The organism is Caballeronia sp. BR00000012568055, from assembly GCF_029439455.1.
Lineage (GTDB): Bacteria > Pseudomonadota > Gammaproteobacteria > Burkholderiales > Burkholderiaceae > Caballeronia.
On sequence record NZ_JAQFVG010000268.1, the window covers coordinates 18,979 to 41,691 of the forward strand.

Sequence of the window (22,713 nt, forward strand, 5' to 3'; positions counted from 1 at the left end):
CGTTTCTATCGCCGGATCTTGAAGTCCACTTCGGAAGGCCGGCCTTCCAGCGACAACGCAGCCCGCACCGCCGGGCTGCGGCTCACCACCTTCCCTCTTCTCACCACCGCCGTACGCGCGGCACGCAGCCGAATCGCTTCGATAGGATCGCGCGCATCCAGCACGACGCAGTCCGCATTGCAGCCGACTTCGATTCCATAGCCTTCCAGCCCGAGAATCTTCGCGGGGTTTTTCGTCACCGCGTCGAAGCAGGCGCGCATCGCGTCCACGCCCGTCATTTGCGCGACGTGCAAGCCCATATGCGCGACTTCGAGCATGTCGCCGGAGCCTAAGCTGTACCACGGGTCCATCACGCAATCGTGGCCGAACGCGACGTTCACGCCCGCCGCCATCAATTCCGGCACGCGCGTCATGCCGCGCCGTTTTGGATACGTATCCGAACGCCCTTGCAGCGTGATGTTGATCAGCGGATTCGCAATCGCTGCGACGCCGGATTCGCGCATCAATGGAATCAGTTTGCTGACGTAGTAGTTGTCCATCGAGTGCATGGACGTGAGATGCGAACCGGTCACGCGCCCTTGCATGCCAAGCCGATGCGTCTGCGCCGCCAGCGTTTCGATATGGCGCGACATCGGATCGTCGGATTCGTCGCAGTGCATGTCAACGCGCAGGCCCTTTTCCGCCGCGAATTCGCATAGCAGGCGCACGGACTCCGCGCCGTCCGCCATCGTGCGTTCGAAATGCGGAATGCCGCCGACCACATCGACGCCCATCGCGATGGCGCGCTTGAGGTTCTCGAAGGCGGTTGCGCTGCGTAACACGCCGTCCTGCGGAAACGCGACGAGTTGCAGATCGAGATACGGCTTCACACGACGCTTCACTTCGAGCAAGGCTTCGACGGCAAGCAAGCGATCGTCGCAGACATCGACATGGGAACGGATCGCCAGCAGACCGCGTGCAACGGCCCAATCGCAATATTGCATCGCGCGTTCGACGAGCGCTTCCTGCGTGAGTTCGGGCTTCAGTTCGCCCCATAGCGCGATGCCTTCCAGCAGCGTGCCCGACATGTTCACGCGCGGCAAACCGTAGGAAAGCGTGGCGTCCATGTGGAAGTGCGCATCGACGAAAGGCGCGGTGACGAGCGAGCCGTTCGCATCGATTTCCTCGCGCGCGGTGGCATCGAGTTTTGGTTCGATGGCGGCGATCAGTCCGTCTTTCATGCCGATATCGACGCGCTTCGTATCAACGAGTGCGGCGTTGCGAATGATGAGATCCATCTGCGAACCCTCCGTCTCCAAGGCAGTTCGTCCGATTGTATCGGGACAGAAATGCCGTGCGGGTTCAGCGTCTTCGTCCGACGATGGCGAAACTCAGCGGCAAAGAACCGCGTGCGATGGCTTTTCCTTCGGATCGCGTGTGCGCCGGTTCGACATCGACGCGCGCCAGCACGCGCCCATCCGGTCCGATGACGAGCGTGCGTTCGCCATCGTTCAGAACCATGAACATGCCGCTTGCATCGACTTTCTTCGCTTCGGACGAAGAAAACACGGCAACGTGCACGCCTTCACGCGCGAGTTCCAGCGCCTTCTCACGCGAATAAGCACCGCCCGCTGCGACGCGAAGTGAAGAATGATTCACGCGAGACTCCATCGATTTAAAAGCAAGAATCACCATTGAACCGTTTGCGCTTCGATCAGTAAAATGAATCTTTTGATCGATTCGATAACTCATTGGAATCGAACATGGAACTCAGGCTTTTACGCGCATTTCTCACCGTCACGGACTTGCGCCATTTCGGCCGCGCCGCCGATGCGCTCCACCTCAGCCAGCCCGCGCTGAGCAAGCAAATCGTCGCGCTGGAACAAAGCCTCGGCGGACGCTTGTTCGAACGTGGCCGACACGGCGCGGAACTGACGGTCTTCGGCGCAAGCTTCGTCGCCGATGCGCAAGCCTTGGTTCGCGATGCCGACGCCATCCTCGCCCGCGCACGCGAATCGAGCGGCGGCACGCGCGGCTTTTTGCGCGTCGGCTTATGTCTTTCGGTGCTGACGCACGCGCCGAAACTCGTCGCCCAATTCCGGCAGGCGAATCCAAACGTGTGCGTCACGCTGCACGATCTTTCATCGAGCGAGCAGACGCGTCGCATGCTCGCCGGCAAGCTCGATGTCGGTTTCATGCGCATGCCGCTGGACGATGCGCTCTCGGGCTTCGCGGTGATCGATGAATCGCTGGCGCTGGCGGTGCCGGAGCACGCGCGCTACAAGCGTCTGCCTGCGGATTTGAGCGTATTGAACGATCCCGGCTTTATCGCGCTGGCGAGAAATCGCGGGCCGGGCATTGCCGCGCAGATCGACCGATGGTGCATGGAGCACGGCCTCACGCCGAACATTATTCAGGAGGCCGATGATATCCAGTCCGTGCTCGCCGCCGTCGCGGGCGGTGTGGGCGCAGCGTTTTTGCCATCGCGCGCGCAATACTTGTTACGCGATGCCCGCGTGCTCCCCTTGCGCGATGCGCCTGCAAAATGGCGCATCGGTCTGGCGTGGCCGAATGCGCGCGAAGACGCGGTGACGCAACGATTCGTGGAGTTGGTGCGCGCGCAGATGAAAGGCCGCGCTACGCTCGACGCTTGAGCTTGTCGAGCAACATCGACTGAACGGAAGGCCATTCATCGTCGATGATCGAAAACCGCACGGAATTGCGCTTGCGTCCGTCCGGCATGATGCGCTCGTGCCGCACGATACCTTCCTGCGTAGCGCCGATCCCCAGAATCGCCGCGCGCGATTTCTCGTTGAGTTCGTCGGTGGTGAATTGCACGCGCACGCATTGCATGACATCGAAGGCATGCGCGAGCAGCAGATACTTCGCTTCCAGATTGATGCCCGTACGCTGCGTCGATACCCCGAGCCACGTATGCCCGATCTCCTGTTTGCGATGCACGCGATCGATCTTCCAGAAGCGCGTGCTGCCGACCACGCGCCCGGTTTCGCGCGCCACGATCACGAAGGGCATCACCGTGCCGGCATCGCGGCCAGCGAGCGCGGTATCGATATAGCGATCCACCGTGTCCGGACCCGGCACGACGGTCACGCGCAGATTCCAGAGTTCGCCATCGGCGGCGGCTTGCAGGAGCGCGGGCGCATCGTCGCGTTGCAAGGGACGAAGCTCGACGCGCTCGCCCGTCAAAACAGGCTGAAGATCGATTGAAGTATTCATGCACGCGATATTAAAGCGTGTTCAGGCATCGCGCTTTTCGGTCTCGTCTTCCGGAAATAAATCGGTCGGCGGCGTTTCGTTCGCGGGCAGGCTGAACCAGAAGCGCGCGCCGCCTTCCTCGCGATTCTCCACGCCGATCTGCCCGCCGTGCGCTTCGACAATCGCCCGGCAAATCGCCAGTCCCAACCCGATGCCCGGCTGCGCGGATTCCTTCTCCCCTCGCTCGAACTTGTCGAACAAACGCGATTGCGCGTTGACCGGCACGCCGGGACCGTCATCGTCGATAAACACGCGCACGGTCTCGCCCTGCTCGATCGCGCTGATGCGGATCGGCGTGCCCGCAGGCGTGTACTTCGCGGCGTTTTCCAGCAGATTGGCGAAGAGGCGTTCCATCAGCACGGCGTCGAGCTTGAGCATCGGCAAATGCGGCGGCACGTTCACCTGCACCGCGCGGCCCGCCAGCGGACGGCGCAAAGTGGCAAGCGCCGCGCCGATGGTTTCTTCGAGCATCGACCATTGCCGATTCAGACGGATCGCGCCCGCTTGCAGGCGCGCCATATCGAGCAGATTGGTGACCAGCCCGCTCATGCGCAGCGCTTCTTCGTGGATCGCGTGCGCCAGTTCGTGCGATGCCTCGCCGCGCGACTGATCCTCCAGCACCGAAGCGAAGCCGACGATCGACGTCAGCGGCGTGCGCAAATCATGCGAAATCGCCGACAGCAGCGAATTGCGCAAGCGCTCCGATTCCATATTGACGAGCGCGTCCTGCGCAATCTCCACGTAATGCACGCGTTCGAGCGCCAGCGCGATCTGCGCGGCGAACGTCTCGATCATTCGGCGTTGTTCCGGCACCGCGAATTCGGTCTCGCGGCCTGTCATCAACGCGAGCACGCCGCGCGTGCGCATCGGCGCTTTGAGCGGCAAATACAGCGCAGGCGACGCGGGCAGCGTGTCCGTGCCGTGCCCGGCCTGCTTCTGCTGGTCGTAGACCCATTGCGCGATATCCGTATCGATACGCGATGCATCGAGCGTCACGTCAGGACTCGGCTCGACCACTTTCTGCCGCACTTTTTCCGATGCATCCGGCAGCAGCATCGCCACTTTCGCCTGAAACACTTCCGCGACGTGACGCGTGCCGATCTCGATGATCTGCTCGGTCATCAGCGCGGCGGCGAGCTCCTTGGTCATCGCGTACATCGCGCCGGTGCGTCGTTCGCGTTGCGACGCGATGCGCGCCTCGCGCCGCAAGCTCGACGTGAGATGGCTGATGGTCAGCGACGTGAGCAGCATGACGAAAAACGTCAGCACGTATTGCGTATCCGTCACGGAGAACGACAGCGCGGGCGGCACGAAGAAGAAATCGAACGCCGCCACCGATATGAACGACAGCATCACGCCCGGCCCGCGCCCGAGCCGCACCGCCGCGAACACCACGCCGAGCAGATACAACATGACGAGATTGGTCAGCGCGAACTGCCGTGCTTCCAGCACGCTGGCGATCAGTGTGATCACCGCGCCGAGCGCAAGCGCGACGGCATACGCACGCGGCGGCGAATGCGCGGAATCGCGCAGCGCGCTGAACGCGGACACCGGACGCTCTTCGTCGCGCGGGCCGGTGGACACCAGCGTCACATCGATATCCGATGCCTGCCCGATGATCCGCTCGCTGACCGGCCGCTGCATCCAGCGCCGCCAGCCCTGCATCGCCGATGCGCCCACCACGAGCTTCGACACGTTGCGCATACGCGCATAGTCGATCAGCGTGGCGGCGGCATCCGCGCCATCGAGCGTGACGGTTTCCGCGCCGAGCTGGGCGGCGAGTTCGAGGGCATCGAGCGTGCGCTTGCGTCGATCGTCGGGCAGCCGTTGCAGTTGCGGCGTTTCGACATACACCGCGAGCCAGTCCGCCTTCAGCGCCGATGCCAGCCGCGCCGCCGCGCGCACCAGCGCAGCGCTTTCCGGCCCCGGCCCGACGCACGCGATCACGCGTTCCCGCGCGCGCCATATCCGTTCGATCGACTGATCCGCGCGATATTCGCGCATCTGCGCATCGACACGATCGGCGGTGCGGCGCAGCGCCAGTTCGCGCAGCGCGATCAGATTGCCTTTGCGAAAGAAGTTGCGCACCGCGTGCTCGGCCTGCTGCGCCATATAGACCTTGCCATCGCGCAGGCGGTCGAGCAGTTCTTCGGGCGGCAGATCGACCAGCGTGACTTCATCGGCGAGATCGAAGACGCGGTCGGGCACGGTCTCCCACACGCGAATCCCGGTGATACGGCCGACGATATCGTTCAGGCTTTCCAGATGCTGAACGTTGACCGTCGTGTAGACGTCGATGCCGGCGTCCAGCAGTTCCTGCACATCCTGCCAGCGTTTTAAATGGCGCGAGCCTTGCACGTTCGAATGCGCGAGTTCATCGACGAGAATGAGTTGGGGCTTTCGTGCGAGCGCGGCGTCGAGATCGAATTCGGCGAGCAGGCGTTCGCGGTACTGAATGCGCGCGGGCGGCAGCGTTTCGATGCCTTCGAGCAAGGCCAGCGTTTCCTTGCGCCCATGCGTCTCCGCCACGCCGATCACGACGTCCACGCCCTCTTCCTTCTTGCGTTTGGCCGCGAGCAGCATCGCGTACGTCTTGCCCACGCCTGCGGACGCGCCGAAGAAAATCTTCAGCGTGCCGCGCTGGCGTTTTTCCTCTTCTTTCTGGAGTTTGGTGAGGAGGGATTCGGGGGTTGGGCGGGTCATATGTTTGCGGCCAGGCGCTTCAATCACATCCGGTTCGATACGACGTTTAATTTAAGCACATTGCCCGAGCGTGCGGTTCTGCGCCAGAGCTTAGAGCGGCAGGCGTAAAACGCGCGACAAGGTTGAATGGCGGGATATAAAAATCGCGTAAAAGCGCGTCCGCTAAAATCGAGCTTCGCGCTCTGTCGAAGAATCGGAACATCATGAAAATCGCCACCTGGAACGTCAACTCCCTCAAAGTCCGCCTGCAGCACGTCATCGACTGGTTAACCGAATCGCAAGTCGATGTCCTCTGCCTGCAAGAGCTGAAAATGCCCGACGAGAAATTCCCGCGCGCGGAACTCGAAGCCGCCGGCTACAAAAGCTGGTTCGCGGGACAGAAGACGTACAACGGCGTCGGCATTCTGGTGCGCAGCGCAGCCAACTATGAAGTCGATGAAATCAGCGTCGTGCGCAATATCCCCGGTTTCGAGGACTTGCAGCAACGCGTGATCGCCGCGACCATCGATGGCGTGCGGGTGGTCTCGGCATATTTTCCGAACGGCCAAGCGCCCGGCACGGAGAAGTTCGAATACAAGATGCGCTGGCTCGATGCCCTGTGCGAATGGCTGCGCGAAGACATGGCGCGTCACCCGAAACTCGCGCTTTGCGGCGACTACAACATCGCGCCCGACGACCGCGATGTGCATGATCCGCAAGCGTGGATCGGCCAGAATCTGGTCTCGCCGGAAGAACGCGCACATTTCGCGCAACTGATCGAACTCGGCCTCACCGATGCCTTCCGCAAGTTCGAACAGCCCGAGAAACTCTATACGTGGTGGGATTACCGGATGATGGCGTTCCGTCGCAATATGGGTCTGCGTATCGACCATATTCTGCTGTCGGCGGAACTCGCGGCGCGCTGCACATCGTGCGAAGTGGACAAGGTGCCGCGCAAATGGGATCAGCCGTCGGATCACACGCCCGTCATCGTGACCCTCGACTGATCCTTCAAAGCACGCTCACGCGTCGAGATGCAGCTCCTGAATCTTGCGCGTAATCGTATTGCGGCCGATACCCAATCGCTCCGCCGCTTCCACCTTGCGGCCGCGCGTGAAATCGAGCGCTTCGCGAATCACGGCGGCTTCGAAACGGCGCGCGAGTTCATCCATGACATCGGCGGAATTCTCGCGCAGCAAGCGCGCGACTTCCGTGCGCAAGCCGTTTTCCCACACGCTCGCGGGCGTGACCGGCGCGCCCCCGACCAGCGCCGCGCCATTCGCCGCAGCCGACACGGGCGCAACCGATCCATCCGTCGATACCGCGATACTCTCCGCCGATACCTCCGTGCGCGAGGTCAGGTCCGGCGGCAAATCCTTCTGCTCGATCACTTGCGCCGGTGCCATCACGGTCAGCCAGTTGCAGAGGTTTTCGAGTTGCCGCACGTTGCCGGGAAACGGCAGCGAGGCGAGATAAGCCAGCGCATCGTCCGATACGCGTTTCGGCTCGACGCCCAGATCGCGCGCGCTCTTTTGCAGAAAGTGTCGCGCGAGCAGCGGGATATCTTCGCTACGCTCACGCAACGCTGGCAAGCGCAGCCGAATCACGTTCAATCGATGGTACAAGTCCTCGCGGAACAAGCCCTGCCGCACGCGCGATTCGAGGTTCTGGTGCGTCGCCGCGATCACACGCACATTTGCTTTCAGCGGATTGTGCCCGCCCACGCGATAGAACTGTCCATCCGACAGCACGCGCAGCAAACGCGTCTGCAAATCGAACGGCATATCGCCGATTTCATCGAGAAACAGCGTGCCGTTCTCGGCCTGTTCGAAGCGCCCTTGCCGCATGGCCTGCGCGCCCGTGAACGCGCCGCGCTCGTGACCGAATAATTCGGATTCCAACAGATCCTTCGGAATCGCCGCCGTGTTCAGCGCGATAAACGGTCCGTTCGATCGTGGGCTATGTCGGTGCAAGGCGCGCGCGACAAGCTCCTTTCCGGTGCCTGATTCGCCCGTGATGAGCACCGTCGCCGCCGAATGCGACAAACGGCCGATGGCGCGGAACATGTCCTGCATCGCGGGCGCTTGTCCAAGCATCTCGGGCGTTTCGGTCACGCGCTCGTCGTAGGCCGCTTCGCCGCGCATGCTTTCATCCACGGCACGGCGGATCAGTTCGACGGCTTTATCGACATCGAATGGCTTGGCGAGATATTCGAACGCGCCGCCCTGAAACGCGGCCACCGCGCTGTCCAGATCCGAGAACGCCGTCATGATGATGACGGGCAAGCCCGGCAGACGTTCGCGCACGGTCTGCAACAACTCAAGTCCCGAGCCGCCCGGCATGCGGATATCGGATACCAGCACTTGCGGGCTTTCCTGTTCGAGCGCGGCGAGTGCATCGCGTACGCCCGAGAAACTGCGCGTCGTGAAGTTCTCTCGGGCGAGGGCTTTCTCCAGCACCCAGCGGATGGATTGGTCGTCGTCTACTATCCAGATCGGCTTCATATCGTTCGGCGAGAAGTCTTCGTGTGGTTCGGTATGTGCCCGTCGAAACGGTCAGGCGTCAAAGCGTGATGCGGATGCAATCATGTTGACGCCGATGCGTGTCGTAATCGCGTCATGGCATCACTTCCCCGTATATGCTTCGAACGGCAACAAGATGGCAAACTCGGTGCAGCCCGGCCGGCTTTCCACTTCGATCAATCCATCGTGCTGATGCACGAACGATTGCGCGAGCGTGAGACCGAGACCGCTGCCGTCTTCCCGGCCTGAAACCAGCGGAAAAAAGATGCGATCGCGTATCTCGGACGGAATGCCGGGTCCGTTGTCAGTGATATGCAAGTCCAGTGCCAGTTTGTGCAAGCGCTTGCCGATCGTTACCTTGCGCGCAATGCGCGTGCGCAGTTCGATCTTGGCGTCGCCCTGTGAGATGCGCTCTTTCAGCGCTTCGGCCGCATTGCGCACGATATTCAGCAGCGCCTGGATCAGTTGTTCCTTGTCACCACGCAGGTCGGGCACGCTGACGTCATAGTCGCGTTCGATGGTCAAGCCGCGCGGAAACTCCGCAAGAATCACCGCGCGCACGCGCTCGCAGACTTCGTGGATATTCACATCGCCCACGATATGCGGATGCCGGTGCGGCTCCAGCAATCGATCCACCAGCGTCTGCAAGCGGTCGGATTCCTTGATGATGACCTGCGTGTACTCGCGCAACTCGTCGCGTTCGCGCTCGCCGAGTTCGAATTCGAGCAACTGCGCCGCGCCGCGAATGCCGCCGAGCGGATTCTTGATTTCGTGCGCGAGATTGCGGATCAACTGCTTGTTGACCGCCGTTAAATCGTGGATGCGCTCTTCGCGATCGGTGCGCAGATAGCGCTCGCTTTCGAAGAGTTCGAGCATCACGTAATCGCTCGCTGCTTCCAGATACGCGACGATCGCATGAACGTGAATCACTTCGCGCCCGGGGCGCTGAAGTTCGGCATCGAGCCGCGTCGCATTGAAGCGATTCTCCGCAATCGATGCCACCGTGCCCGCCAGTTCCTCGGCATGCGCGAAGAGATCGGCCCAGTTCATCTGCGTGAGTTGCTTGCGCGACATTTCCAGCATCTGCTCAGCCGATGGATTCGCATACGCGATCTTCAGGCTGCGCGTGTCGAGCACGAGCACGACCGTGGGCAATGCTTCCAGTCCCGGCAACAGGCCGCTGGCGGCGAGTTGTGCGTCGTCGGACAGCGCGTCGGCGTGGCCACGGCGCGCCTTGATCAGATTCTTTAACACCATCGTGCAGTGGTTGAGGTCGTTCGTGATGCCGATCTTCTTATCGGTCAGGGACACCTCAGCAGCGATTAAAAAAGGGACGGCGCGCCGTCCCTTTTATCTTCACCGCGAAGCAAACGTCGCGCGCTTCATCGAACTCATTGAACTCATTGAACTATTACGTCCTGCGAAGCGCGCTTCAGTCATGCTGCTTTACAGCGAGTAGTACATTTCGAACTCAATCGGATGCACCGACTGACGATAACGCTGCAACTCTTGCGTCTTCAGTTCGATGTAAGCGTCGAGCATCGAGTCCGTGAACACGCCACCGCGCGTCAGGAACTCGCGATCCGCGTCGAGCGCGTCGAGTGCCTGGTCCAGGCCCGCGCACACGGTCGGGATCTTCGCGTCTTCTTCCGGCGGCAGATCGTACAGATTCTTGTCCGCGGCTTCGCCCGGATGAATCTTGTTCTGCACGCCGTCGAGACCCGCCATCATCAGTGCCGAGAAGCACAGGTACGGATTCGCCAGCGGATCCGGGAAACGCGTTTCGATACGACGGCCCTTCGGATTGCTCACGTGCGGAATACGGATCGATGCCGAACGGTTGCGAGCCGAGTAAGCCAGCTTGACCGGCGCTTCGAAGTGCGGCACGAGACGCTTGTACGAGTTCGTACCCGGGTTCGTGATCGCGTTCAGCGCGCGAGCATGCTTGATGATGCCGCCGATATAGAACAGCGCGAATTCCGACAGACCAGCGTAGCCATTGCCTGCGAACAGATTCTGACCGTCCTTCCAGATCGACTGGTGAACGTGCATGCCCGAACCGTTGTCGCCAACGATCGGCTTCGGCATGAAGGTCGCCGTCTTGCCATACGTGTGCGCCACGTTATGAATGATGTACTTCATCTGTTGCAGCCAGTCCGCGCGCTGCACCAGCGTCGAGAACTTGGTGCCGATTTCGTTCTGGCCCTGGCCCGCAACTTCGTGGTGATGCACTTCGACCGGGATGCCGATCTGTTCGAGCAGCAGACACATTTCCGAGCGGATGTCCTGGAACGTATCGACCGGCGCAACCGGGAAATAGCCGCCCTTCGTGCCCGGACGGTGGCCGGTGTTGCCGCCTTCGAATTCCTTCGACGACGACCACGGCGCTTCTTCCGAACCGATCTTCACGAACGTGCCCGACTGGTCCGTGTTCCACTGGACGCTGTCGAAAATAAAGAATTCCGGCTCCGGACCGAAGAAGGCGGTGTCGCCCAGGCCCGAGCTCTTGAGATAGGCTTCGGCGCGGCGCGCCAGCGAACGCGGATCGCGCTCGTAGCCCTTGCCGTCGGCCGGTTCGACCACGTCGCAGGTCAGGACCAGCGTGGACTCTTCATAGAACGGGTCGATGAAGGCGGTGTCCGCGTCCGGGACCAACAACATGTCCGACGCTTCGATGCCCTTCCAGCCAGCGATGGACGAGCCGTCGAAAGCGTGGCCGCTTTCAAACTTGTCTTCGTCGAATGCCGAAACCGGTACGGAAACGTGTTGTTCTTTGCCGCGCGTGTCGGTGAAACGGAAGTCGACGAACTTGACGTCCTCGTCCTTGACGAGTTGCATGACGTCGGCCACGGATTTACTCATTACCTATCTCCTGATTAACAAAAGTCGGCGAATTGCTTCGCCGCCTCGACCAATTCCTTGCTACCGATTCAATCGAGGACTGAAAAGCAGCTTCTGTGCCAAGCGCACCAACTTTGCGCTAAGCGCTTGAAGCAGCGCGCGTTTTGCATGAAACCGTTTCGTGTTGCAAGGCAGTTGTCACGCTGCCCTCCTATGTCTTCGCACAGCTTTGGTGCGTCTACGTGGGATCGGCCTCGTTCGAGCACGATTTCTGTGCATCGCGTGAATAATGCACCAATTTAGCGCATGCGTTCGGACTTCGATCGTTTCACGCAGCGCGCTAGAATCGAAGATTACGTTTTCACGGAGACCGACCCGCCATGAGCACGCTGGAACAGCTTTACAAACAGGCCGCCGACCGCGCCGCCTCCAACAACCTCGCCTACGCCGGCGCGTTCTCGCCTGCCGAGGCGTTCGAACTTCTGCAACTCGATCCACGCGTGAAACTGGTCGATGTCCGCACCCGCGCGGAGCTGGATTGGGTCGGCCGTCCCGCTATTGATGGTGCGCAATACGCGCATATCGAATGGATCAAATATCCCGGCTCCGTGCCGAATGGCGAGTTTATCGAACATTTGCGACAGGTCGCCAGCCCTGATGTTCCGGTCGTTTTTCTGTGCCGGAGCGCGGCAAGGTCGAAGCTGGCGGCAGTGGCCGCGCAGAAGGAAGGGTTTGGGCAGGCTTATGACCTGCTCGAAGGGTTTGAGGGCGATAAGGATGGGCAGGGGCATCGGAAGACCGTGGCGGGATGGTGCTTCCGGGGGTTGCCTTGGATTGGGGCTTAGACTGTTTTATTCAGCAACCCACGCACGCGTCTGACTCGCGCTTCATCGACGGGCGCGAGCGCTTTTCCGTCTACGCGCAAGCCCGAGCCGAAGTGCACCGCGCTCACGCCTGTCGATGCCACGAACGGCGCAACTGCTTCGACGGTGAGGCCCGCGCCTGCGAGTACCGTGCAGCGCGTGCCTTTCGATTGCGCGACGAGCTTCGCAATCGTGGATTCGGCTTCCAGCACCGATGGCTTGCCGCCCGACGTCAGCACGTTCGTCACGGCATCGAATTTAGTCAGGATATCGAACGCTTTATGCAAGTCGCGGGCTTCGTCAAACGCGCGATGGAACGTGATCTGTTTTCCATCCGCCGCATCGATCACGCGTGACAAACCGTCTTCATCGATCGAACCATCGGCGTTCAGCATGCCGATTACGATCGCGTTCGCGCGCGTCGCCGCAATCGCGCGGATGTCGCGGAGCATAACGGCGTAGTCGTCGGCATCGTAGGTGAAGGAGCGGCTGTGCGGGCGCACGATCACGTTCACCGGAATGCGCACCGCATCCACCACGCTTTCGATCAGCCCGATGCTCGGCGTCAACCCGCCTTCACCCATCGCCATAATAAGCTCCAGCCGATCCGCCCCGCCACGCTCGGCAGCACGCGCATCTGCAACCGTCGTCGCGATCACTTCGAGCAAAGTCACGTCACATCCACCACTTCGCCGCCCAGCGCCAGTACGCCTTCGCGTAAAACATCGAACGCGGCGTTGGCTTTGTCGGGATCGCCCTTCACGCCCAAATCGATATGCGAGCGCGCATACAAGTCCCCGCGCGCCGCATCGCCGACGCTCGGGAGGCTGAACGCGCGCACGCCTTCGAACTCGCGCTCGATCTTTTCCATCAGCGGCGTGATGCGCGATTCGGGCAAGCCGAACACGAGAATCGATCGCTCGATATGCGGCGTCGCGTGATGCAGATGCGCGTATTTGTTGTCGAGCACCCACTCGATCATCGGCCATGCCATCACCGGAAAGCCGGGCACGAAATGGTGATCGTCGAACGAGAAGCCCGGAATCTTGTTGTAGCTGTTCGGGATGATCTGCGCGCCCTGCGGAAACGTGCCCATATTCAGGCGATGCAGATTCTCCGGCGAGTTCAGATCCGCAGGCTCGGTACCGGCCTGAGCGGCGGTATCGCGGATACGCTCGCGAATCAGTTCAGCCGCTTGCGGTTGCAATTCCAGCGGCACGCCCAGCGCCTTCGCCGCACACTGACGCGTGTGATCGTCCGGCGTCGCGCCGATCCCGCCCGTCGAAAACACGATATCGCCGCTCGCAAAGGTACGCGCCAGCGTCGCGGTGATGCGCGCCGGATCATCGCCGACATACTCCGCCCAATCCAGCGCCAGCCCGCGCGCACTCAACAATTCGATGATCTTCGGCAGATGCTTGTCCGTGCGCCGCCCGGACAAGATCTCATCGCCGATGATGATGACGCCGATTCCCATTCTTCGCCCCTTATTCTTTGACCGATATTTCGCGGGATTCCACCGTGATCGCCGGATACTGCGGCTCGCTTGCGCGCAGCCGTTCGAGCGCGTGCAGGCAGTAATGCGCGAACCACAGCGCCGAAAACACGAGGATAAAAGCGTACGCCCAGATCGTCACGGCCGCGACGACCGGGAACAGCGGAAGGAGCCACACGGACCAGGCCCAGAGCATTGTCGGCACCGAACTGAGCAGGCCGCTCACGATGCCGATGCCCAGCAGCGGCCAGCGCGCCGCACTCACGATCGCGCGCCGCTCCTCAACCGTGGCGTGAACGGCGAGCGCATCGTAAGTCATCACGCGATAGGTGAGCCAGCCCCACAGCAGAGGCGGAATCAGCGCGAAGAATGGCGGGATCAGCCACAGCGGCAAGGTCACGACCAACAACACCAGACACACGACGGTCGTAATCACCGAATGCCCGAGGCCGTACCACGATCCGCCGCGCCGCGCTTCCAGCGACGCGTAATGCCCGCGCGGACTGCGCGTCAGCAGCTTGATAACGCCCGGCATCGACAGCGTGGCGATCAGCAGCAGCACAGTCACCACGATCAGCGGTATCGCCATGATGACGACGAGGAACGGCGCGATCACCGCGTGCAGCGACGCGAAACCAACGGCATCGAACAGGCGGTACATGGCGGACGTGAGCGCCCAGCCGTCGAGCAGGCCGTTGGCCGTGCCGGTCAGCGTCTGCCAGAAGAACCACAGCAGCGCGCCCCACACGATGGTCGCGGCCGCGAACGGCATCAGCGTGAGCCAGAGCATGCGCGGATGAAAGACGTTCGCCAGCGCGCGCACGAACGAACGCAGCAAATCATTCATGCGTGATTCGTCGAGAAAAGAGGAAGGGACAGGATAAACCAGCGCCCGACATCAGACGATGCAAGGCGCTGTTGGCAGATTCAAACGGCTGCGGAGCCGTTACCCGACGCGCCCGCGCGACGCGACATCAGCCGCGCGCCGATGCGCCGGAACGCGAGCCAGTGCTGCTCGAAGAAGCCATCGCCGTAATGTACGGGCTTGATACCCGGCGCGCCGAGTTGATCGCGGATGCCGGTCGGCTCCACGGTGCGATTGAACGATGCCGAGCGGAACAGAATGTCCCAGAACGAAAACAGAACGCCGAAGTTGCAGCCGTACGTGGTGCCTTCGTGCCCGTAACCGATCGCATGATGCCGACGATGAAACGCCGGACTGACGATGATCCGCTCGCCGAGCCAACCGAAATGCAGGCGGATATTCGCATGCTGCACGCTCTGCATAAGATTCGTAATAGCGACCAGCACGACAAACTGCGCCGGCTCCACGCCAATCACCAGCGCGATCGCGGCGAAGAAACCCGCTTGCAGGATATCGTCGAGCAGATGGTTACGATCATCCGACCACAGCGACATTTTCTGCTGGCTGTGATGCACCGCGTGCAATTCCCACCAGATGCCGATGCGATGCTCCAGCCGGTGATACCAATATCCCGCAAAATCGAGCACGAACAGATAGATCAGGAACGTGACGATCGGCTGCGTGGTCACGCCGGGCCAGAGGTTATCGATTTCCAGATTCGGAATGCCTTGCAGACGCAACCAGCTTTGCAAGGAATCGAACAGCGGCTGGAAGGTGAAGAAGAAGAACAGATTCAGGATGCCGAGCTTGACGATCCACGTGTACAGCACGTCCACGCGCACGCCCTTGCGGTCCTTCCACTCTTCCGCCGGACGCAGCGCTTCCAGCGGGCGCAGGATCGCGTACATGGTCAGCACTTCCAGCACGCCGACGATCACCCAGTAAAGCGCGTCGTACGTGTCCTCGTCGTAGTCCATCATGCCGACCTTGAAGAGGAACGGCTGGACTACATCGACGTAGAGCATCGTCTGAAGCCAGGAAACGAAGCTGTCGAGATTCGAGACAATGGAATGAAACATGGTGCTCCGTGTTGCGCGAAACCTGCTGATTCAATCGCAGTACAGGGCGCAAAACTGCGCCCATTTACCGATATTACGCTCCGTTCGGCGCGGTGACAGGCGCACGGTTGTAGAAGTAGATACCGTGCGGCGAGCGGCCGACCTTGATGGTCTGGATCAGCTTGCGGTCTGCGAGGTCGATCACGCCGACGTGCTTGGCGAAGCGGAACGTAACCCACAGATACTTTTTGTCGGCGGAAAGTTCCATATCGTCCGGTCCGGGCAACAGGCCGGTGATATCGCCGACGTTCGTGAGCGTGTCTTCATCGATGATGCTGATGGTGTTCGCGACCCGATTCGACACCGCCACATGCTTGCCGTCCACCAGCGACCGGAAGTTATGCGCGCCCTTGCCCGTATGGATGGTCTTGACGATCTTCTGATTGCGCCAGTCCATCACAGCGACGTAATCCGCGCCGGTCATGCCGATGAGCAAATACTTGTCGCCCGGCGTCATCCACACGCCTGCGGGCACGGGACCGACCTTCGCCTTCCATTTGACCGTCTGCGTGGCCAGATCGATTGCGGCGATTTCGCCCGACACCTGCAGCGAGATAAACGCGGTCGTGCTGTCGTTGCTGAACGCGATATGGCTCGGCATGGTCGCGAGCGGCAGGCGCTTGGCGATGGTCAGATTCTTGCCGTCATAGCGATACACATCCAGCCGATCCAGACGCAGACCGGTGGACACGAACCACTTCTTGTCCGGCGAGAAACCGATCTGATACGGATCTTCGATGTCCTGCACCCAGCGCTGGAACGCGCCGGTTTTCGGATCGACGAACATGAGATTGTTCGACACCGAGTTCGCCACGATCAGCGACGACGCGTCCGGCGTGGGCATCAAGTGATGCGGTTCCTTGCCGGTCGGCACGGTGCCGATGACCTGGCGCGTGTTTTCATCGATCAGGCTGAGCGTGGCTTCAGCCGAATTCAGCACGATGACGTTATTGGCGAATGCGGCGGTAGCGACGAGCGCCGCGCCGGCGGCGATTGCAGCACGAGCAGCGACCTTGCGGACACGGTCAGAGAGGAATTTATTGCGCATGAAGGAAACGTTTCGGGAGGCAGGCGTCATTGTAGAACGTTTGCGTCGGCCAACGCGTTGACCGGACGCCTGTTTTTGCGCAATACCTTGAATCAACGCAAGAAATTCCGTTTTTTTGCGACGCGTTGACGCAGCGCGCCTCGTTTAACGCTGCATCGATTCCCAGACTTTGTGGAGACGCTTGACGGATACCGGCATCGGCGTACGCAATTCCTGCGCGAACAGCGAAATACGCAGTTCTTCCAGCAGCCAGCGATATTCCGACAATCGCGCATCCGCGACGCCGCCACGCTGCGACAGCGCCCGCTGATAGTTCTGCATCAGCGACAGCATGTCGGCGGAGAGACGCGCATCGCGCGTGGCATCGGCTTTCAATTTGTCGATGCGCAGCCCGATGCCTTTCAGATAACGTGGGAAATGCGCTAGCTGCGCGTACGGGGTATCGATCACGAAGCGCTTGCCGACGAGCGCGTTCAATTGCGTCTGCATATCGGCGTAAGCGGCGGCGAAAGGTTTCGCCTGCGCCATTTTCTTCGTCAGCGCGGCGTATTCCGCGAGGATCGTGCCGACCAAGCGCGCGATTTCGTTCGCGAGCAGCGTCAGCCGCCCTTTTGCGGCGTCGCGGCGGGTGTGGAACGAGACATCGTCGTCGGGAAGCGGGTCTTGCAGGCACGCGCGATCCAGCGCCGTTTCCACGATCTGATCGCGGAGTTCGTCGGCGGTGCCGAGCGCCATGAACTGCATCGACATTTCGCGCAGGCCGGGGAGGTTCTTTTCCAGATAGCGGATCGGCTCGCGCAGTTGCAGCGCGAACAGCCGACGCAAGCCCGCGCGATGAATCCGCGCCGCTTCTTCGGGCGAATCGAAAACTTCGACGTCGCAATGCGTCGTGCGATCCACCAGCGCCGGATAGCCGAACAGCGTCTGTCCGCGTCGGCGGATTTCGAGCAGTTCGGGCAGCTTGCCGAAATTCCACGTCGTGAGGTTTTCGTAGAGCGCGGTGCTTTCGCCGCTTTGCTGCTGAACAGGCGGCGTGTCCGACTCGCCCGACAAGGCATCGAACGCGGCGACGGCGGTCAGCTTCTGGAACTGCTGCTGCGCCTGGCCGCCAAGTTCCGCGCGTAATTGCGCAAGATTGCGGCCCATAGCAAGCTGGCGGCCGTGCTCGTCGATCACTTTGAAGTTCATGAACAGATGCGCCGGCAGCGTTTCCAGCTTGAAATCCGCGCTTTTCACGGCAATCTGCGTCTGCTCGCGAATATCGGCGATCAGCGTGTCGATCAGCGTGCCCGCGCCGAATTTCGGCCCCGCGTGACGCTCGGCGAAACCGGCCGCGAATTCCGGCAGCGGCACCACATGGCGACGCAGCTTCTGCGGCAGCGACTTCAGCAGCAGTTGCGTCTTCTCCTTGATCATCCCCGGCACCAGCCATTCGATACGGCGCGCATCGATCTGATTCAGGCCGTAGAGCGGCACTTGCAGCGTGACGCCATCGCGCGGCGCGCCCGGCTCGAAGTGATACGTCAGCGACATTTCGATGCCCGACATCGTCATGCGCTTCGGGAACAGATCGGTGGTGACGCCTGCCGCTTCGTGGCGCATCAGGTCGTCGCGCGAGAGGAACAGGAGCTTGTCGTTGCCCTCTTTCCTCGATTCATCGCGATACCAGCGCTCGAACGCCGCGCCCGTCCACATGCCGTCGGGAATCAGCGAATCGTAGAAACCGTAGATGAGTTCGTCGTCCACCAGCACGTCCTGACGGCGCGACTTGTGTTCCAGTTGTTCGATATCCGCGACCAGCTTGCGGTTGTGCGCGAAGAACGGCAGACGCGTATCGAATTCACCTTCGACCAGCGCGCCGCGAATAAACAGCTCGCGCGCGTATTTCGGGTCTTGTTTGCCGTAGCTCACGCGGCGTCGCGCGTAGATCGTCAGGCCGTAAAGCGTGGCGCGTTCGTACGCGGTGACTTGCGCGGCTTTCTTTTCCCAATGCGCATCCGACAGCGATGTCTTCAGCAAATGCGCGCCGACCATTTCGATCCATTCCGGCTCGATTTTGGCGATGGTCCGCGCGTACAAACGGCTCGTCTCGACCAGTTCGCCCGCCATGATCCAGCGCCCCGCTTTCTTCAGCAGCGACGACCCCGGCCAAAGATGGAATTTGATGCCGCGCGCACCGAGATAATGCGGCTCGTCGTCCGCCTTCAGGCCGACGTTGCCGAGCAAGCCGGTCAGAAGCGACAAATGAACCTGCTCGAAGGTGGCATCGGATTCGTTCAGACGCCAGCCGTGTTCGCGCACGACCGTCAGCAATTGCGAGTGGACATCGCGCCATTCGCGCAGACGCAGGTGCGAGAGAAAGTTGGCGCGGCAGGCATCGGTCAATTGCTTGTTCGATTTCTTGTGCGCGACGGCTTCTTCGAACCACTTCCAGATGCGCGTCCACTGCAAGAATTCCGAACGCTCATCGACAAATTGACGATGCGCCTGATCCGCCTGTTCCTGCGCTTCGATCGGCCGGTCGCGCGGATCCTGCACCGATACCGCCGACGCGATGATCAGCACTTCTTTCAGCGCGTGATGATCGCGCGCGGCCAAAATCATCCGGCCGACGCGCGGATCGAGCGGCAGGCGCGCGAGTTCGCGGCCCAACGGCGTGAGCGCATTGTCGTCGTCTACTGCGCCGAGTTCGTTCAAAAGTTGATAACCATCGGCAATTGCGCGGCCGGGCGGCGGTTCGATAAACGGGAACGTTTCGATCGCTGTCAGATGCAGCGACTTCATGCGCAAAATCACCGACGCCAGCGATGAACGCAAAATTTCGGGATCGGTGAAGCGCGGGCGCGACTGGAAATCCGCTTCGTCGTACAGGCGAATGCAGATGCCGTCCGCGACACGGCCGCATCGACCGGCACGTTGATTCGCCGCCGCCTGCGACACCGGCTCGACCTGCAACTGCTCGACCTTGTTGCGATACGAATAGCGTTTGACGCGCGCGGTGCCGGTATCGACGACATAGCGAATGCCGGGCACCGTCAGCGAGGTTTCCGCCACGTTGGTCGCCAGCACGATCCGCCGCGCGTTCGATGGCTTGAACACGCGCTCCTGTTCCTGCGCCGAGAGTCGCGCAAACAGCGGCAGGATTTCCGTGTGCGGCGGATGATGCTTGCGCAAGGCTTCGGCTGCATCGCGGATTTCGCGTTCGCCGGGGAGGAAAACGAGCACATCGCCGGAACCTTCGCGGCAGAGTTCATCGGCTGCATCGACGATGGCTTCCATCAGATCGCGATCCGTTTTGCGATCGTTGCGTTTCGGGAGCGTGCCCTGCGCGTTCTTGATCGCCTCGCTTTCCTCTTCGATCGGGCGATAGCGCACTTCCACGGGATACAGCCGCCCGCTCACTTCGATCACCGGCGCGGGTTTTTCATCGCTGCCGAAATGGCGCGCGAAACGGTCGGCATCGATGGTCGCGGAAGTGACGATCAGCTTCAGATCGGGCCGTTTCGGCAAAATCTCCTTCAGATAGCCGAGCAGAAAGTCGATGTTCAGGCTGCGCTCGTGCGCCTCGTCGATGATGATCGTGTCGTAGGCCTTGAGCAGCGGATCGGTCTGCGTTTCCGCGAGCAGAATGCCGTCCGTCATCAGCTTGACCGATGCACCCGCCGCGAGGTTATCGGTGAATCGCACCTTGTAGCCGACCACTTCGCCGAACGGCGTGCCCAGTTCCTCCGCGATCCGCCGCCCCGTCGCCGATGCCGCGATCCGGCGCGGCTGCGTATGGCCGATCAGCCCGCTGCCGCCCGCGCCGAGACCGCGTCCTAGCGCGAGGCAGATTTTCGGGAGCTGGGTGGTTTTGCCCGAGCCGGTTTCGCCACTGACGATCACCACCTGATTCGATTGAATCGCCCGCGCGATTTCCTCGCGGCGGCCGGAGACCGGCAGCGCTTCGGGGAAGGTGATCGGCGGGATCGGGTTCGGCGTGATGTTGCGCGGTTCGCGCGGCGGTTTGGGTGTTTGCGGGCGCGCGGGCGCGTCGCTGTGGCGTTGTTCGGCGCGCGGTGCGTGTGGCTCGCGTTGAGGTTTCGGCTGCGGTTTCGCTTCGACGGGCGCGCGTTGCGGCTTGGCTTGCGGCTTGGCCTCGGCACGCGGCGCGTGGCCGATCGGCTCGTTTGATGTCGGTTGCGTGACAGGCTTCGTTTGCTTAGGCGGCTGCGGCTCGCGCAGCGGTTTCGCTTCGACTCGCGCGGGCGTCGTCGCTTGCGGACGCTGCGGCTTCGCTTGCGGCTTCACTTCAGCAGCGCGCGGCGCTTCCGCGCGAGTTGGCGTCATCGGCGCACGCGCCGGTTCGCGCTGCGGCTTCGCTTGCGGTTTGGCTTCGACTCGAACCGGCGTCTTCGGCGCCTGCTGCGCACTTCCCCCCGCAAACCGTCTTGCCGCCATCTCCTTCTTACTCAACCCCGCCCCGTCCTCAGGCGCACTCTCCCGCGCGTCGCGCAAAAGATTCTCGCGCAGTTTCTTCAACTGCTCTTGAGTATCGGTTGATTGATCGGCAGACTGGGACTTGCCCGCCTGTTTGGCTTGATTGGGACGCGAGGGTCGAGAAACATTCCGCATAGCGTCGCATTATAATCCCGGCATGAATTCCCAAACCGACCTCACGATACCGTCGCAGCCCGCTCCCGCCGAGCCGGAAGCGCCGAATCCTCACGCCCAGTTCGTTGACTGGATGCGTTCCGTCGCGCCGTATATTCACGCGTTCCGCAACAAAACCTTCGTCGTCGCGTTCGGCGGCGAATTGGTGCAGGAAGGTCGATTGAACGCGTTGGTTCAGGACGTCGGTCTGCTCCACGCAATGGGCATTCACGTCGTGCTGGTGCACGGCTCGCGTCCGCAGCTCGACGAACAGTTGAGTTTGCACGGCGTGGAATCGTCGTTTTCGCACGGATTGCGCATCACGGACGCCCGTGCGCTCGAATCCGCGAAAGAAGCAGCCGGCGAAGTACGGCTCGATATCGAAGCCGCCATCAGCCAGGGCTTGCCGAATACGCCGATGGCGCACGCGCATATTAGCGTGGTGTCGGGCAATTTCGTGACGGCGCGGCCGGTCGGCATTCTGGATGGCGTCGATTTCCAGCACACCGGCGTGGTGCGCAAGATCGATGGCGATTCCATCCGCCAGTCGCTGGCATCGAACAAACTGGTGTTGTTGTCATCGCTCGGGTTCTCGCCCACGGGCGAAGCGTTCAATCTGTCGATGGAAGATGTCGCGTCCGCCGCCGCCATCGCGTTGCGCGCCGACAAGATTATCTTCGTGACGGAAATTCCCGGGCTGGAAGACACCGAAGGCGAACTGATCCGCGAAATGTCGCTGGACGACGCGTATCGGCTGCAGGAAAGCGGCGAGCTTCAGGGCGATACCGCGTTCTACCTGAAGCACACCATTCGCGCCTGCCGTGGCGGCGTGGCGCGCGGCCACATCATTCCGTACACGCTCGACGGCAGCGTGCTGCTCGAACTGTTCCTGCACGACGGCGTCGGTACGATGATCTCGTACGAGAACCTCGAGAGTCTGCGCGAAGCCACGCCGGACGACGTCGGCGGCATTCTTACGCTGATCGAACCGCTGGAAACCGATGGCACGCTCGTGCGGCGCGGCCGCCACCAGATCGAACGCGATATCGACCACTTCTCGGTGATCGAGCACGATGGCGTGCTGTTCGGCTGCGCGGCGCTGTATCCGTACACGCAGGAGCGCATCGGTGAAATGGCGTGCCTGACGGTCGCGCCCGAAGCGCAAGGTTCGGGCGATGGCGAGCGCCTGTTGAAACGCATCGAACAACGCGCCCGCGCGCGCGGCCTCACGCGCATTTTCGTGCTGACGACGCGCACCGAACACTGGTTCCTGAAACGCGGCTTCGTCAAGGTCACCGTTGACGATCTGCCGGAAGACCGCCGCCGCCTGTACAACTGGCAGCGCAAATCGCTCGTATTGATGAAACAGCTTTGATCGATGGCCGCGCTCGT

General features: G+C 61.6%; 17 protein-coding genes. 4 read left to right on the forward strand and 13 right to left on the reverse strand.

Annotated elements, in window-relative coordinates; all coding sequences use genetic code 11:
- Positions 1-5 precede the first annotated feature (5 nt).
- Both P7F28_RS15710 and P7F28_RS15715 read right to left on the reverse strand, forming a co-directional pair.
- Entirely contained in the window at positions 6-1,277 is a 1,272-nt protein-coding gene (locus P7F28_RS15710) for an amidohydrolase family protein (RefSeq protein WP_277185442.1), read from the reverse strand.
- Between the two features lie 64 nt (positions 1,278-1,341).
- Positions 1,342-1,638 carry a hypothetical protein gene (locus P7F28_RS15715; RefSeq protein WP_277185443.1) on the reverse strand — a complete coding sequence of 99 codons (297 nt, stop codon included), beginning with the start codon at positions 1,636-1,638 and terminating at the stop codon, positions 1,342-1,344.
- Positions 1,639-1,742: 104 nt separating this feature from the next.
- On the opposite strand from P7F28_RS15715, the gene P7F28_RS15720 reads away from it, so the two are divergent.
- The gene (locus P7F28_RS15720) at positions 1,743-2,633 is read left to right on the forward strand and encodes a LysR family transcriptional regulator (RefSeq protein WP_277185444.1); all 891 of its coding nucleotides are present in this window, start codon (positions 1,743-1,745) and stop codon (positions 2,631-2,633) included.
- On the opposite strand, the gene P7F28_RS15725 is transcribed toward P7F28_RS15720, so the two are convergent.
- Together P7F28_RS15725 and P7F28_RS15730 are read right to left on the reverse strand one after the other, a co-directional pair.
- On the reverse strand, positions 2,617-3,216 hold the full coding sequence (locus P7F28_RS15725; RefSeq protein ID WP_306805918.1) for a GNAT family protein: 600 nt from the start codon (positions 3,214-3,216) through the stop codon (positions 2,617-2,619). The two genes, P7F28_RS15720 and P7F28_RS15725, sit on opposite strands and share 17 nt — an antisense overlap.
- A gap of 21 nt (positions 3,217-3,237) precedes the next feature.
- Positions 3,238-5,958 carry a sensor histidine kinase KdpD gene (locus P7F28_RS15730; protein ID WP_277185445.1) on the reverse strand — a complete coding sequence of 907 codons (2,721 nt, stop codon included), beginning with the start codon at positions 5,956-5,958 and terminating at the stop codon, positions 3,238-3,240.
- Positions 5,959-6,161: 203 nt separating this feature from the next.
- Between P7F28_RS15730 and xth the strand changes: the two genes are divergently transcribed.
- Positions 6,162-6,944 (forward strand): exodeoxyribonuclease III, encoded by a 783-nt coding sequence (gene xth / locus P7F28_RS15735; RefSeq protein ID WP_277185446.1) that lies wholly within the window; start codon positions 6,162-6,164, stop codon positions 6,942-6,944.
- 15 nt (positions 6,945-6,959) lie between these two features.
- Here xth and ntrC read toward each other — a convergent pair whose 3' ends face one another.
- From ntrC to glnA, 3 genes are all read right to left on the reverse strand, one after another.
- Entirely contained in the window at positions 6,960-8,441 is a 1,482-nt protein-coding gene (gene ntrC / locus P7F28_RS15740) for a nitrogen regulation protein NR(I) (protein WP_277185447.1), read from the reverse strand.
- A gap of 120 nt (positions 8,442-8,561) precedes the next feature.
- Complete coding sequence (glnL, locus tag P7F28_RS15745) at positions 8,562-9,716, reverse strand: nitrogen regulation protein NR(II) (protein WP_277185612.1); 1,155 nt, start codon at positions 9,714-9,716, stop codon at positions 8,562-8,564.
- A 189-nt stretch (positions 9,717-9,905) separates the two neighbouring features.
- A complete protein-coding gene (glnA, locus tag P7F28_RS15750) occupies positions 9,906-11,321 on the reverse strand; it encodes a type I glutamate--ammonia ligase (protein ID WP_277185448.1) in 1,416 nt (471 codons plus the stop codon).
- 359 nt (positions 11,322-11,680) lie between these two features.
- Between glnA and P7F28_RS15755 the strand changes: the two genes are divergently transcribed.
- Complete coding sequence (locus tag P7F28_RS15755) at positions 11,681-12,145, forward strand: rhodanese-like domain-containing protein (RefSeq protein ID WP_277185449.1); 465 nt, start codon at positions 11,681-11,683, stop codon at positions 12,143-12,145.
- On the opposite strand, the gene P7F28_RS15760 is transcribed toward P7F28_RS15755, so the two are convergent.
- From P7F28_RS15760 to hrpA, 6 genes are all read right to left on the reverse strand, one after another.
- Complete coding sequence (locus P7F28_RS15760; protein WP_277185450.1) at positions 12,142-12,837, reverse strand: copper homeostasis protein CutC; 696 nt, start codon at positions 12,835-12,837, stop codon at positions 12,142-12,144. The two genes, P7F28_RS15755 and P7F28_RS15760, sit on opposite strands and share 4 nt — an antisense overlap.
- Entirely contained in the window at positions 12,834-13,640 is an 807-nt protein-coding gene (locus tag P7F28_RS15765; RefSeq protein WP_277185451.1) for a molybdopterin-binding protein, read from the reverse strand. Before P7F28_RS15765 ends, P7F28_RS15760 begins: the two co-directional genes overlap by 4 nt.
- Before the next feature lie 10 nt (positions 13,641-13,650).
- On the reverse strand, positions 13,651-14,505 hold the full coding sequence (locus P7F28_RS15770; protein WP_277185452.1) for an EI24 domain-containing protein: 855 nt from the start codon (positions 14,503-14,505) through the stop codon (positions 13,651-13,653).
- A gap of 80 nt (positions 14,506-14,585) precedes the next feature.
- Entirely contained in the window at positions 14,586-15,602 is a 1,017-nt protein-coding gene (locus P7F28_RS15775; protein ID WP_277185453.1) for a sterol desaturase family protein, read from the reverse strand.
- Positions 15,603-15,675: 73 nt separating this feature from the next.
- Positions 15,676-16,689 (reverse strand): beta-propeller fold lactonase family protein, encoded by a 1,014-nt coding sequence (locus tag P7F28_RS15780; RefSeq protein ID WP_277185454.1) that lies wholly within the window; start codon positions 16,687-16,689, stop codon positions 15,676-15,678.
- A gap of 144 nt (positions 16,690-16,833) precedes the next feature.
- Positions 16,834-21,210 (reverse strand): ATP-dependent RNA helicase HrpA, encoded by a 4,377-nt coding sequence (gene hrpA / locus P7F28_RS15785; RefSeq protein WP_370467331.1) that lies wholly within the window; start codon positions 21,208-21,210, stop codon positions 16,834-16,836.
- A 115-nt stretch (positions 21,211-21,325) separates the two neighbouring features.
- Between hrpA and argA the strand changes: the two genes are divergently transcribed.
- A complete protein-coding gene (argA, locus tag P7F28_RS15790) occupies positions 21,326-22,696 on the forward strand; it encodes an amino-acid N-acetyltransferase (protein ID WP_277185455.1) in 1,371 nt (456 codons plus the stop codon).
- Positions 22,697-22,713: the final 17 nt, after the last annotated feature.

Excerpts from the sequence above, each read along its gene's own strand:
- glnL (WP_277185612.1), bottom strand. The coding sequence starts at position 9,716 with ATGGTGTTAAAGAATCTGATCAAGGCGCGCCGTGGCCACGCCGACGCG.
- glnA (WP_277185448.1), bottom strand. The coding sequence starts at position 11,321 with ATGAGTAAATCCGTGGCCGACGTCATGCAACTCGTCAAGGACGAGGAC.
- argA (WP_277185455.1), top strand. The coding sequence starts at position 21,326 with ATGAATTCCCAAACCGACCTCACGATACCGTCGCAGCCCGCTCCCGCC.
- P7F28_RS15770 (WP_277185452.1), bottom strand. The coding sequence starts at position 14,505 with ATGAATGATTTGCTGCGTTCGTTCGTGCGCGCGCTGGCGAACGTCTTT.
- P7F28_RS15780 (WP_277185454.1), bottom strand. The coding sequence starts at position 16,689 with ATGCGCAATAAATTCCTCTCTGACCGTGTCCGCAAGGTCGCTGCTCGT.
- P7F28_RS15755 (WP_277185449.1), top strand. The coding sequence starts at position 11,681 with ATGAGCACGCTGGAACAGCTTTACAAACAGGCCGCCGACCGCGCCGCC.
- P7F28_RS15710 (WP_277185442.1), bottom strand. The coding sequence starts at position 1,277 with ATGGATCTCATCATTCGCAACGCCGCACTCGTTGATACGAAGCGCGTC.
- P7F28_RS15775 (WP_277185453.1), bottom strand. The coding sequence starts at position 15,602 with ATGTTTCATTCCATTGTCTCGAATCTCGACAGCTTCGTTTCCTGGCTT.
- P7F28_RS15765 (WP_277185451.1), bottom strand. The coding sequence starts at position 13,640 with ATGGGAATCGGCGTCATCATCATCGGCGATGAGATCTTGTCCGGGCGG.
- ntrC (WP_277185447.1), bottom strand. The coding sequence starts at position 8,441 with ATGAAGCCGATCTGGATAGTAGACGACGACCAATCCATCCGCTGGGTG.
- xth (WP_277185446.1), top strand. The coding sequence starts at position 6,162 with ATGAAAATCGCCACCTGGAACGTCAACTCCCTCAAAGTCCGCCTGCAG.
- P7F28_RS15720 (WP_277185444.1), top strand. The coding sequence starts at position 1,743 with ATGGAACTCAGGCTTTTACGCGCATTTCTCACCGTCACGGACTTGCGC.
- P7F28_RS15725 (WP_306805918.1), bottom strand. The coding sequence starts at position 3,216 with ATGAATACTTCAATCGATCTTCAGCCTGTTTTGACGGGCGAGCGCGTC.
- P7F28_RS15730 (WP_277185445.1), bottom strand. The coding sequence starts at position 5,958 with ATGACCCGCCCAACCCCCGAATCCCTCCTCACCAAACTCCAGAAAGAA.